This is a genomic window from Tessaracoccus luoxuelianae, from assembly GCF_054483915.1.
Map to the genome: position 1 here is coordinate 1,752,102 of NZ_CM137013.1, position 12,187 is coordinate 1,764,288.

8 protein-coding genes and 1 riboswitch are annotated in these 12,187 nt (G+C 69.3%); of the genes, 1 reads left to right on the plus strand and 7 read right to left on the minus strand.

The window, feature by feature from the left end; genetic code table 11:
- Positions 1-11: 11 nt before the first annotated feature.
- The 7 genes from gcvT to ACX1D1_RS07825 form a co-directional block, all read right to left on the minus strand.
- Positions 12-1,124 carry a glycine cleavage system aminomethyltransferase GcvT gene (gene gcvT / locus ACX1D1_RS07795; RefSeq protein ID WP_459054215.1) on the minus strand — a complete coding sequence of 371 codons (1,113 nt, stop codon included), beginning with the start codon at positions 1,122-1,124 and terminating at the stop codon, positions 12-14.
- 134 nt (positions 1,125-1,258) lie between these two features.
- A riboswitch (glycine riboswitch) is annotated at positions 1,259-1,345 on the minus strand.
- Positions 1,346-1,392: 47 nt separating this feature from the next.
- A complete protein-coding gene (locus ACX1D1_RS07800; RefSeq protein ID WP_459054216.1) occupies positions 1,393-2,391 on the minus strand; it encodes an ABC transporter ATP-binding protein in 999 nt (332 codons plus the stop codon).
- Positions 2,388-3,920, minus strand: a complete 1,533-nt coding sequence (locus ACX1D1_RS07805; protein ID WP_459054217.1) for an ABC transporter permease — start codon at positions 3,918-3,920, stop codon at positions 2,388-2,390. The genes ACX1D1_RS07800 and ACX1D1_RS07805 overlap by 4 nt, the downstream gene beginning before the upstream one ends.
- 5 nt (positions 3,921-3,925) lie before the next feature.
- Positions 3,926-4,972 carry an iron ABC transporter substrate-binding protein gene (locus ACX1D1_RS07810; protein ID WP_459054218.1) on the minus strand — a complete coding sequence of 349 codons (1,047 nt, stop codon included), beginning with the start codon at positions 4,970-4,972 and terminating at the stop codon, positions 3,926-3,928.
- 100 nt (positions 4,973-5,072) lie between these two features.
- The gene (locus tag ACX1D1_RS07815; RefSeq protein ID WP_459054219.1) at positions 5,073-6,068 is read right to left on the minus strand and encodes a Gfo/Idh/MocA family protein; all 996 of its coding nucleotides are present in this window, start codon (positions 6,066-6,068) and stop codon (positions 5,073-5,075) included.
- 54 nt (positions 6,069-6,122) lie between these two features.
- Positions 6,123-8,177 (minus strand): excinuclease ABC subunit UvrB, encoded by a 2,055-nt coding sequence (gene uvrB / locus ACX1D1_RS07820; RefSeq protein WP_459054220.1) that lies wholly within the window; start codon positions 8,175-8,177, stop codon positions 6,123-6,125.
- A gap of 52 nt (positions 8,178-8,229) precedes the next feature.
- Positions 8,230-8,919: a maleylpyruvate isomerase family mycothiol-dependent enzyme gene (locus tag ACX1D1_RS07825; RefSeq protein ID WP_182800010.1), complete on the minus strand. Its 690-nt coding sequence runs from the start codon at positions 8,917-8,919 to the stop codon at positions 8,230-8,232.
- Positions 8,920-8,944: 25 nt separating this feature from the next.
- On the opposite strand from ACX1D1_RS07825, the gene uvrA reads away from it, so the two are divergent.
- Positions 8,945-11,797, plus strand: a complete 2,853-nt coding sequence (gene uvrA / locus ACX1D1_RS07830; protein WP_459054221.1) for an excinuclease ABC subunit UvrA — start codon at positions 8,945-8,947, stop codon at positions 11,795-11,797.
- Positions 11,798-12,187 lie beyond the last annotated feature (390 nt).

The window sequence follows — 12,187 nt, forward strand, 5'->3', positions numbered from 1 at the left end:
GGCTGGTCTCCTCAACGCTTGTAGGACGGGGTGATGAAGGGGAGGTCGACGACTGAGACGGGGACGCGCCTGCCGCGCAGCTCCGCCACGACGGTGGGCCCGGTGCCCGCGGGGAGCATGGCCATCGCGATGGGGCCGCCGACGGTGGGGCCGAACCCGCCCGAGGTGACGGTGGCGATCGGCTCGGTGGCCGCGTCGTCGGCGTAGACCGGCACGCCCTCCCGGATGGGGGCACGGCCGTCGGGCCGGAGACCGCGGCGCACCCGCGGGGCACCGTCGCGCAGCTCCGCGAGGACCACGTCAGCGCCGGGGAAGCCGCCGGAGCGTGACCCACCCTCGCGGCGTACCTTCGGGACGGCCCACCCGAGCGCGGCCTGCGCGGGGGTCACGTCTGGGGAGAGATCGTGCCCGTACAGGGGCATGCCGGCCTCCAGCCGCAGCGAGTCCCGCGCGCCGAGGCCGGCCGGGAGCACGCCGTCGACGGAGAGGAGGGCGCGGGCGAACCGCTCGGCATCCGTGTCGGGCACCGAGATCTCGAAGCCGTCCTCGCCGGTGTAGCCGGACCGCGACACCCACACCTCGCGGCCGTCCCATTCCATGGGAAGGGAGTCCATGAAGGTGCACCGCGTCACTGAGGGGATCAGGGTGGCGAGCGCCGCCTCGGCCTCCGGGCCCTGGAGGGCCAGCAGCGCTCGATCGGTGACGTGTTCGACGGTGACGCCGTCGAGCTGCGCCAGCCATTGAAGGTCGTGGGCCGTCCGCGCTGCGTTGACCACCAGTAGGAACCGGTCGCCGTGGTGGGAGACCATCAGGTCGTCGAGGATGCCGCCGCGCTCATCGGTGAACAGGCCGTAGCGCTGCCGATGCTGAGCCAGGCCGAGGATGCTCGAGGGGATGAGCCGCTCCAGGGCCGCGGCCGCATCCTCCATCGAACCCGAGGCGGGGCGAACCAGGACCTGGCCCATGTGCGAGACGTCGAACAGGCTGGCCTGCGCCCGCGTATGCAGATGCTCAGGCATCACCCCGGCGAACTGCACGGGCAGCTCCCAGCCGGCGAACTCGACCATCTTCCCGCCTGTGGCGAGGTGGAGGCTGTGCAGCGCAGTGGTCAATGACGAGGTCATGTTTCTCTGCCCCTTCCGCCGGGTACCGGCGCCGTCGGGTGGCGTGTCCCACCCTAATAGTCAGCGCCCCCTCTGTCGCGGTGCCTGAGATCTTGATATCCGTCGGCGGGCCTGGCGGCCACTTTCCAGAGTGCAGTGCGTGCGCGGTCCTGGGGCCTGAGAGTTTCCGGGGCGGTTGCTCCTTCGGCATCGGCCTCGGCCGATTCTCCCGCGTACGCGCCCATCCTAGGCGATCGAGGGCCCCGGCGTCATCGGCCCCCGGCCAGGATCACGCCGCGCAGAAGAGCGCGGCGTGGGACACCCTGATCCGCACCTCGTCGCCGGGGGCGCAGGTGGCCCGCTGCACGCGTGCCACCATCTCGATGCCTCCCGGCAGCCCGTGGAGCTGGACGTCGGCGTCGTGACCGTAGAACGTCACGTCGCGCACCCGGGCCGACACCGCACCCTCCGGGTCAAGGGTGATCTGTTCCGGCCTGACCAGGACCATGCCCTCGCCGTGCGCGGACACCCCGAGTGGGATTCGGCCGACGGAGGTATCGGCGGCCATGCCGCGCGCCGTCGCGTGGATCATGAACGCATCGCCGGCCAGCAGCGCGGCCTGTGGGCTGACGGGGTGGTCGTAGACGTCACTCGGGGGTCCGTCCTGGATGACACGCCCGTCCGCCATCAGGATCAGGTGGTCGGCCAGGGACAGCGCCTCTTCGCGGTCGTGGGTGACCAGGATCGCGGAGGCGCCGGCGTCGTGGAGGACGCGCCGGACGTCGCTGCGCATCGCCGTGCGGGTGGCCGCATCCAGCGCAGAGAAGGGCTCGTCGAGGAGCACCAGGTCCGGCTGCACCGCAAGGGCGCGTGCCAGCGCCACCCGCTGGGCCTGGCCGCCGGAGATCTCGTGCGGCATGCGGTCGCCCAGGTCCTGCAGGCCCACCAACTCAAGCATCTCGGCGATCCGGCTCTGACGATGCCGCCCCCTCACCGCGAAACCGACGTTGCCGGCCACGCTGAGGTGGGGGAAGAGGGCGCCCTCCTGGGGCACCAGAGCGATGCGTCGGTGCTGCGCGGGGATCCCCGTGAGATCCCGACCGGCGAGCACGACGCTGCCCTGGTCTGGGCGGGTGAGGCCTGCGATGATGCGCAGCAGGGTGGTCTTCCCGCAGCCGGAGCGCCCGAGGATGGCGGCCAGGTGCCCGCGTTCCACCGTGAAGTCGACGTCGCGGAGCACAGTGTTGGCGCCGAAGGCGTGCCTCACTCCGCTGATCTGGAGGCTCATGGGGTTCTCCTTCCGCGCTCTGCAAGCGAGAGCGCAAGGGTGGCGGGGACGGCGGCCAGCACGAGCGCCACACCGTAGGGTGCGGCGGCCGCGTAGGCGAGGTTGTCGGTGTTCATCCACAGCCGGGTGGCGAGCGTGTCCACACCCGTGGGCTTGAGGAGGAGCGTGGCGGGAAGTTCCTTCATGGCGGTCAGCAGCACCAGAACGAACCCCGAGACCACCCCTGGGGTAGCCAGAGGGAGGGTGACCCGGAAGAAGGTGGCCAGCGGGCCAAGGCCCAGGGAGCCTGCCACCTCCTCCAGCGACGGGGGGCACTGCAGAACGGCGCTCCGGATGGCCCCCACGGCCAATGGGGCGAACAGCACCAGGTAGGCCAGGATGAGCACCGGCGTGCGCTGGTACCAGGGCTCGAGGAAGCGGACGCTGAAGAAGACCAGCGCCAAGGCCACCACCAGGCCAGGCAACGCGTGGGCGACGTAGAGGCTGTGCTGGACCCACGCCGAGGCCCTCGACTCGGAGCGGCCGGTGACCCACCCGACGGGCAGACACACGGCCACGATCACGGCCGCGGCGAGTGTACAGATCCAGAGCGTGGACCACGTCGCCAGGCCCAGGTCGGCCCAGTCCACGCCCGCGCTCCGCCCGGCGAACGTCCACCCGGTGACGACGCTCAGCGGGTAGGCGAGGCTGAGCCCGAGCACAACGGCGGCGGCGGTCGAGGCGGGTGTCGACCAGGCCCCGAGGAGCAGGGGCTGCTGGGTGCGGTGGGCCACCGCGTCGGATCGGGCCGCCCGGCCCCGCATCCGGATCTCCGCCCAGGTGATCGCCAGCGTGCACGCCATCAGGAGCAACGCGAGCACGGCCGCGGTGGTCCGGTCGAAGGAGGCGCGGTAGCTCATGAAGATCGCGCGGGTGAACGAGTCGTAGCGCAGCAGTGAGACGGCGCCGAAGTCCGAGAGCGCGTAGAGGGCCACCAGCAGGGCGCCCGCTGCCATCGATGGCCTCAGATGGGGGAAGGTGACCCGCCCGAACACCGCCCAGCCGGACAGGCCCATGCTGCGGGCCACGTCCTCGGCGTTCTGGTTCGCGCGGCGCAGAGCGGCGGACACGGACAGGAAGACATAGGGGTAGGTGCCCAGCCCCAACACCACCACCGACCACCAGAACCCCTGGGCGCCGACGGTGGAGACCCAGGCGTAGGCCGCCACGTAGCTGGGCACCGCCAAGGGCAGGGCGAGGGCCACGCGCCACACCCGTCGGCCCCGCAGGTCGGTGCGCTCGACGAGGAACGCCAGGATCACGCCCACCACGCAGGCCACCGCGGTGACGGCCGCCACGAGGAGCAACGAGCTGACCAGCAGCTCCGCCGCCCGGCTTTCCACCAGGATCTGCACCAGCCCGCCCAGCCCCGCCTGGCCGGCGCGGACGACAAGGTAGATCCCCGGAATCAGGGTCACCAGAACGACCGCCAGCGTCCACACCCACAGCGCGATGCGCGGGAGGTGCGGACGCTGAAGCGCGACGCTCATGACGCTCAGATCAGTCCGACCTTCCTCAACAGTGCCTGGGTGTCGGCCAGGGAATCGAGGTCGTTGAGATCGACGCCCTCCTGGCTCGACGCGTCGATGGGTGCGAGATCGAACTCGCTGGTGATGCCCGACACCACCGGGTACTCGGCGGTTTCGTCGGCGAAGAACTGCTGCGCCTCGTCGCTGACCAGGAAGGCAGCGACCTTCGCGGCGGCCTCCTGATCGTCGGCGGAGTTGAGGATGCCGACCCCGGCGACGTTCAGCAGCGCACCCGGGTCCCCGGCGTCCAGGTAGACGAGTTCGGCGACGATGTCATCGCCCACCTCGGCCTGCAGCTGGTGCCAGTAGTAATGGTTGATCAGTCCGATGCCGATCTCCCCGGAATCCACCGCCTCGAGGATCGCGGTGTTCTTCTCGTAGGTCTTCGGCTCGAGGGCGGTGAGCGAGGTGAGCCACTCCTCGGCCGCGGCCTCTCCCTTGGCGACGCGGAGCGCGGTCACGAACGATTGGAAGCTGGCGTTGGTGGGGGCGATGCCGATCTGGCCGCGGTTGGCGGGATCGAGAAGGTCGTCGATGGTCGAGTAGCCGAGGGCCTCCGGCGCCGTCTCGGGATTGACGGCGAGCACCCGGATCCGCCCGGACGTGGCCACCCAGCTGCCGTTGGGGTCGCGGAAGGCCGGCTCGACGGTGTCCAGGATGTCCTGCGGCATCGGGGCCAGCAGTCCGGCCTTGTTCAGCTCACCGAGCGCCCCGGCATCCTGGGAGAAGAACAGCGAGGCGGGTGAACGGTCGCCTTCCTCGAGCAGCTGGCCGGCCAACTCTGCGGTGCCGGCGTAGCGGACCTCGACCGTCACGCCGGTGGCACCTTCGATCTTCTCGAGCAGCGGGGCCACCAGATCCTCGCTGCGGCCGGAGTACAGCGTCAGGGTGGTGGCCTCATCCAGCGATGCGTCGGCCGCCGGCGTCGCCTCGGTGGCGGGCGTTTCCGGGGAGCAGGCCCCCAGAGCGAACAGGCTCACCACAAGGGGAAGAGCAAGAAGGGTCCGCGACATATAAATAGCTCCTAAGAACATTGCAAAAATGTAACTTAGGTAAGGCTAAGTCCTCGAGGTGACCCCCGGCAACTCTGTTCAGTCCATGGACACCGGGGCGTCAGGCCCAGGGGACGGCTCGCCGCGGCTCGAGCCCTGCCGCCCGGTAGCACGCGTCGATGACCTCCATGGTGGCGATCGAGTCCGCGGCGTCGATGACCACGGGGCCGCCCTCCTCGACGGCCGCCACGAAGGCGCTCAGCTGGGCCCCGTAGCTTGTCACATCCGGCGCCACGGTCTCCGTCGTGGAGTGGTCTCCCACCGTGACCGTGAGGCTGTTCCCGCCGTGTGGCTTGACGAAGCCCTCGAACTCGATGGTGCCGAGCGTGCCCACCAGGCGCGCGGTCTGGGCCTGGACGTCCTCCAGCAGCGAACTCGACGCCGTGGCCGTCACGCCGCCCGGGAACTCCAGCTGCGCGGTGAGGGCCTCGTCGATCTGGCCCCCCTCAAACCGCCGGGCCTGGGCCGACACGACGGTGGGCTCCGCCTTGAGCAGAGTGCGCAGCAGGTGGATGGAGTAGCAGCCCAGGTCCATGGTGGCGCCCCCGGCGAGCTCCCAGTTGTACCGGATGTTGCTGCGGTCAGGCACCTGGACGTCGAACACGGCGCTCGCGGAGGTGACGGTGCCGATGGTGCCGGCGGCGAGGATCTCCTCAACCCGGTGGATGAGGGGGTGGTGGCGGTAGTGGAAGGCCTCCATCACCACCACAGGCAGGCCCGCGATCTCGCTGACGACACGCCGGGCCTCCTCGGCGTTGGAGGCGTAGGGCTTCTCCACCAGGACGTGCTTGCCGGCGCTCGCCGCACGCACGGTCCACTCGGCGTGGGCGGAGTTGGGCAGCGGGATGTAGACGGCGTCCACATCAGGCGACGCGAGAAGGTCGTCGTAGGAGTCGAGCACCTGGTCGATGCCGTGCTCGGCGGCGAATTCCTCGGCGCGGGCCCGGTTGCGGGCGGCCACAGCAGTCAGCCGCACATCAGGGTTGGCGTGGGCGGGGGCGATGAGGGCGGACGGGGTGATCCCGGCGGCGCCGAGGATACCGAAACGCACGGTCATAGTGGGCCTCTCTCAGGTGGGGTGGGGTGAAGTCTAGGGGCGCGCCCGGAGGGGCTACTTCGTCGCCTCGATCATGCCGCGGAGCTCCTTCTTCAGGTCCGAGATCTCGTCTCGGTGCCGCGCCGCCACCTCGAAGTGAAGCTCGGCAGCGGCCTGGTGCATGGCCGCCGTGAGGTCCGCGATCAGTGTGGTCAGCTCGTCCTGGGCCAGCCTCGTCGGATCCAGGCCCTTGCGGCCCGACGGCCTGGCCGCCTCGAGCAGCTGATCCGTGTCCGCGTCCTCCCGTGCGAGCATCTCGGAGACATCTGCGATGCGCTTGCGGAGGGGCTGGGGATCCAGACCGCGCTCCTGGTTGTAGGCCACCTGGATGGTGCGCCGGCGGTTGGTCTCGTCGATCGCCTGGGCCATCGACGGTGTGATCTTGTCCGCGTACATGTGCACCTGGCCGGCCACGTTTCGGGCGGCGCGCCCGATGGTCTGGATCAAGGAGCGCGCCGAGCGCAGGAATCCCTCCTTGTCCGCGTCCAGGATGGCCACCAGCGACACCTCGGGGAGATCGAGGCCCTCGCGCAGGAGGTTGATGCCCACCAGCACGTCGTACTCGCCCAGGCGCAGCTCACGCAGCAGCTCGATCCGCCGGATCGTGTCGATGTCCGAGTGCAGGTACCGGGTGCGGATCCCGTGATCCATCAGGTAGTCCGTCAGATCCTCGGCCATCTTCTTGGTGAGAGTGGTGACGAGCACCCGCTCGTTGAGCTCGACGCGCTGCTTGACCTCCGCCATGAGGTCGTCGATCTGACCCTTGGTGGGCTTCAGCACCACCTCAGGATCCACGAGGCCGGTGGGACGGATGATCTGCTCGACGAAACCGTCCGAGCGCTCCATCTCGTAGGGCCCGGGGGTGGCCGAGAGGTAGACCGTCTGCCCGATCCGTTCCACGAACTCGTCGAACTTCAGCGGCCGGTTGTCGATGGCACTCGGCAGCCGGAAGCCGTGTTCCACGAGGGTGCGCTTGCGGGAGGCGTCGCCCTCGTACATGCCACCGATCTGGGGGATGGTGACGTGGGACTCGTCGACGACGAGCACGAAGTCCTCCGGGAAGTAGTCCACCAGGCAGCTCGGCGCCGACCCGGGGGCTCGGCCGTCGATGTGCAGCGAGTAGTTCTCGATGCCCGAGCAGGTGCCGATCTGGCGCATCATCTCGATGTCGTAGCTCGTGCGCATCCGGAGGCGCTGCGCCTCGAGGAGCTTGCCCTGCGACTCGAACTCGGCGAGCCGCTGCGCCAACTCCACCTCGATGGTGGAGATGGCCCGCTCCATCCGGTGCGCGCCCGCCGAGTAGTGCGTGGCAGGGAAGATGTAGGTCTCCTGCTCCTCCCGGATCACGGACCCGGTGAGGGGGTGCATGGTGGCGATCCGCTCGATCTCATCGCCGAAGAACTCCACCCGCACCGCGTTCTCCTCATACATCGGGAACACCTCCAGCGTGTCACCCTTGACCCGGAACGTGCCGCGGCCGGCGCCGATGTCGTTGCGGGCGTACTGGATGTCCACCAGGTGCCGCAGCAGCTGGTCCCGGTCCATCTCGTCGCCCACGCGCAGGGTGACCCGCTGCTCCAGGTACTCCTGAGGCGTGCCCAGACCGTAGATGGCCGAGACCGTGGCCACGACGATCACGTCTCGCCGCGTGAGCAGCGAGCTGGTGGCCGCGTGCCGCATCCGCTCCACCTCCTCGTTGAGCGAGGAGTCCTTCTCGATGTAGGTGTCCGTCTGGGGGAGGTAGGCCTCCGGCTGGTAGTAGTCGTAGTAGGAGACGAAGTACTCGATGGCGTTGTTGGGCAGGAGCTCCCGCAGCTCGTTGGCGAACTGGGCGGCAAGCGTCTTGTTGGGCTGCATCACCAGCATGGGCCTCTGCAGCCGCTCTGCGAGCCAGGCGACGGTGGCCGTCTTGCCCGTGCCGGTGGCGCCCAGCAGCACCACGTCCTTCTCCCCGGCCCCGATCCGGCGCTGCAACTCGGCGATGGCGCGCGGCTGGTCCCCGGCAGGCTCGTAGTCGGAGATCACCTGCAGCGGCGCCACCTGGCGCTGAAGCTCTTCGAGAGGACGCATGAGAGCCAGGGTAATAGTGCCCACCGACAGCCCGCCCGAGGGAAGGCTCCCGTCAGGAGAAGGTGCGGATCAGGCGGGGGGAATTGACGCCCCGCGCCAGCCACGCGATGAGGTCCGCGGCGGGGCCGCGCACCTCGGTGAAGTCGCCCTCGCCGTCGAGGACGGCCTCGTAGCCCTCGTCGGCCACCAGGCGCACGGCAGGGCGGTCGTGGCGATGCGCCAGCCGCTCGACCTGGAAGGCCAGCAGCGACACCGCGGTCTCAGATGCCAGGTCCATGGTGGTGGAGCGGCTGTCGAGATCCATCTCGTGCACGACCACCTCGCCGAGCCGGGACAGCGGGATCTGCCACGCCTTGATGCGGTATCCGGGCCGAAGATCCACCGGCGACGAATCGCCCTCCAGCGAGCCGAACAGCTCCTGCAGCTCGCTGGCGGTGGTGTCGAGCTGGATCTGCAGCTCCAAGCCACCGGCGAGGGCGCCCAACTCGATGGTGCGTCGCTCCTCGGCCTCGGAGTCGTACATCGTCCGCGACTGCCCGGAGTGGAGCCCGTCGATGACGCGCACGAGTCTACGGGCCCCGTCGACGAGATGAGCGGCCACGTGGCTGCGGGTCCAGCCGGGCAAGGCCGTCGGCGCGGCCCAGTCCTCGTCCGACAGGCCGATGGTCCGCCCCAGCAGTTGGGACGTGTGCTCGCGCACCGCGGCAACCACGTCGACGAAGGGGGCACGGCTCGTGGGCATGGCCCCAACCTAGCAAAGCCGTACCATGGCGGGCGTGAATGATCGGCTCGTCGTGCGGGGTGCCCGCGTGCACAACCTGAAGAATGTCTCCCTCGAGCTGCCGAGGGACTCTCTGATCGTCTTCACCGGGTTGAGCGGCTCCGGCAAGTCCTCGCTGGCCTTCGACACGATCTTCGCGGAGGGGCAGCGGCGCTACGTCGAATCGCTGTCGGCCTACGCGCGCATGTTCCTCGGTCAGATGGACAAGCCGGACGTGGACTTCATCGAGGGGCTGTCACCCGCGGTGTCGATCGACCAGAAGTCCACCAGCCGCAACCCGCGCTCCACCGTCGGCACCATCACGGAGGTCTACGACTATCTCCGCCTGCTGTTCGCCAGGATCGGTGTACCCCACTGCGAGGTGTGCGGGGCCGTGATCGGGCGGCAGACGCCGCAGCAGATCGTGGACCGGCTGATGTCGATGGACGAGGGGACCCGCTTCCAGATCCTCGCCCCGCTGGTGCGCGGCCGCAAGGGCGAACATGCCGAGCTGTTCCGCCAGCTCGTCGGGGACGGTTACAGCCGGGTCCGCATCGACGGTGAGACATACCCGCTCACGGAACTGCCGTCGATCGACAAGAACCGCAAGCACGACGTTGAGGTGGTGGTGGACCGCGCAGTGGTGCGGCCCAACGCCAAGCAGCGCATCACCGAGTCCGTGGAGACCGCGCTGGGCCTGGCCGGCGGAGTGGTGACCATCGACTTCGTGGACCTGCCCGAGACCGACCCGGAACGGGAGCGCCGCTTCTCGGAGAAGATGGGCTGCCCCAACGAGCACGATGTCAACATCGACGAACTGGAGCCGAGACAGTTCTCCTTCAACGGGCCATGGGGCGCCTGCCCGGAATGCTCAGGCCTCGGCACGCTGCTGGACCCGGACCCCGAGCTGCTCATCCCCAACGACGACCTGTCCGTGGCCGAGGGTGCCATCGCGCCCTGGACCACGCCCACCATCAAGTCACACTACGAGCATGTGCTGCGCTCCCTGGCCGAGGAGCACGGGTTCTCGGTGGACGAGCCGTGGCGCGAGCTGTCGCCGGCGGCGCGGAAGCTCCTCCTGCACGGCGCCAAGGGCAATGTGGTGGTGAGCTACCGCAACCGTTTCGGCCGGGTGCGGTCCTTCTCACAAAAGTATGAGGGTGTCATTCCCTTCATCCGCAGGCGCCACGAAGAGGCGGCGACCGACTCGGCACGGGACCGCTGGGGCGGATACATGCGGGAGATCAACTGTGCCGCATGTGGCGGGGCGCGGCTGAAGCCCTCCAGCCTGGCGGTCACGGTGGCCGGCCGCACCATCGCGGACCTGTCCAGCCTCTCCATCGGTGAAGCGTCCAGCTTCCTCGCCGCATTGGAACTCACCGAGCGCGACGCCGCCATCGCCGAGCGACTCGTCAAGGAGATCAACGCCCGGCTCCGCTTCCTGCTCGACGTGGGGCTGGACTACCTGACGCTGTCGCGGGCGGCCGGCACCCTCTCCGGCGGCGAGGCGCAGCGCATCAGGCTGGCCACCCAGATCGGTTCCGGCCTCGTCGGGGTGCTCTACGTGCTGGACGAGCCGAGCATCGGCCTCCACCAGCGCGACAACCTGCGCCTCATCGAGACCCTGCACAGGCTCCGCGACCTCGGCAACACGCTCATCGTCGTCGAGCACGACGAAGACACCATCCGAGCCGCGGACTGGGCCGTCGACATCGGCCCCGGCGCCGGGGAGGGCGGCGGCGAGGTGGTCGTGTCCGGCCCGGTCGAGGCCCTCCTCAACCATCCGGAATCACGAACCGGCGCCTACCTCTCCGGCCGGCTGTCCATCCCGGTCCCAGCGGTGCGGCGCCCCGGAAACGGACACCAGATCGTCGTCAAGGGCGCCCGCGAGCACAACCTGCGCGGCATCGACGCAGCCTTCAACCTGGGCCAGTTCATCGCCGTGACCGGCGTCTCCGGCTCGGGCAAGTCCTCGCTGGTCAACTCCATCCTCTACACCGCGGCGGCGAAGGCCATCTACGGCTCGAAGGCGGTACCGGGCCGGCACAAGTCGCTGGAGGGGCTGGAGCACATCGACAAGGTCATCCAGGTGGACCAGTCGCCGATCGGTCGCACCCCGCGGTCCAACCCCGCCACGTACACCGGCGTCTTCGACAAGATCCGGACCCTCTTCTCCCAGACGCCGGAGGCGAAGGTGCGCGGCTACCAGCCGGGCCGGTTCTCCTTCAACGTCAAGGGTGGCCGGTGCGAGCACTGCATGGGCGACGGCACCATCAAGATCGAGATGAACTTCCTTCCCGACGTCTACGTGCCGTGCGAGGTGTGCCACGGCGCCAGGTACAACCGGGAGACACTCGAGGTGCACTACAAGGGCAAGACCATCGCCGAAGTACTGGACATGCCGATCAGCGAGGCGGTGGAGTTCTTCGAGTCCATCCAGTCCATCGCGCGGTTCCTCCGCACCCTGACGGAGGTCGGCCTCGGATACGTGCGGCTTGGACAGCCTGCCACCACGCTCTCCGGCGGAGAGGCGCAGCGCGTCAAGTTGGCCGCCGAGCTGCAGAAGCGCTCAACCGGGCGGACCCTCTACGTCCTCGACGAGCCCACCACGGGCCTGCACTTCGAGGACATCCGGCGGCTCCTGGCGGTCCTACAGAGGCTGGTGGACGCCGGGAACACGGTGGTGACGATCGAGCACAACCTGGACGTGATCAAGTCGGCTGACTGGGTCATCGACATGGGACCCGACGGCGGCAACCGGGGCGGCCAGGTGATCGCGACGGGGACCCCTGAGGAGATCGCCGTCACCGAGGGGTCCGCCACCGGTACGTTCCTCAAGACCCTTCTCGACCGCTCCTGAGGAGCCCTGGGTTCCCATCGTCCAGCGCATCTGGTTGGGGCGCCCGCCCTGCCCGCGGTTGCTGTTCCTCCAGATCGGCTCTCGATGCCCCAGGGCTCCCGGCCATCGTTCTGGAGGAACAGGAACCGCGAGGGGCTTCGCGACATTGAACGATGGGACCCGAGGTTGGCGCGGGGTCGGGTTGGACGGCGGGTGGTGGGGGCCGGGCCGCCCATGATGCCGGCGGCGGCGCTTCGCGCTGCCGCGCCGTCATCAACGCCCACCCAACCTGCCCCGGCCCCCACCACCCGCCGTCCTGCTGTCCCCGTCTCGTCGCCTGGCTTATGTCTTGCGTTTAGTCGCCTGGCTTATGTCTCGGCGCCTGCGCTACAGCGCAGGCGCCCACCAGAC

Coding starts and splice junctions, on each gene's coding strand:
- gcvT (WP_459054215.1), bottom strand. CDS start 1,124: ATGACCTCGTCATTGACCACTGCGCTGCACAGCCTCCACCTCGCCACA.
- ACX1D1_RS07800 (WP_459054216.1), bottom strand. CDS start 2,391: ATGAGCCTCCAGATCAGCGGAGTGAGGCACGCCTTCGGCGCCAACACT.
- ACX1D1_RS07805 (WP_459054217.1), bottom strand. CDS start 3,920: ATGAGCGTCGCGCTTCAGCGTCCGCACCTCCCGCGCATCGCGCTGTGG.
- ACX1D1_RS07810 (WP_459054218.1), bottom strand. CDS start 4,972: ATGTCGCGGACCCTTCTTGCTCTTCCCCTTGTGGTGAGCCTGTTCGCT.
- ACX1D1_RS07815 (WP_459054219.1), bottom strand. CDS start 6,068: ATGACCGTGCGTTTCGGTATCCTCGGCGCCGCCGGGATCACCCCGTCC.
- uvrB (WP_459054220.1), bottom strand. CDS start 8,177: ATGCGTCCTCTCGAAGAGCTTCAGCGCCAGGTGGCGCCGCTGCAGGTG.
- ACX1D1_RS07825 (WP_182800010.1), bottom strand. CDS start 8,919: ATGCCCACGAGCCGTGCCCCCTTCGTCGACGTGGTTGCCGCGGTGCGC.
- uvrA (WP_459054221.1), top strand. CDS start 8,945: ATGGCGGGCGTGAATGATCGGCTCGTCGTGCGGGGTGCCCGCGTGCAC.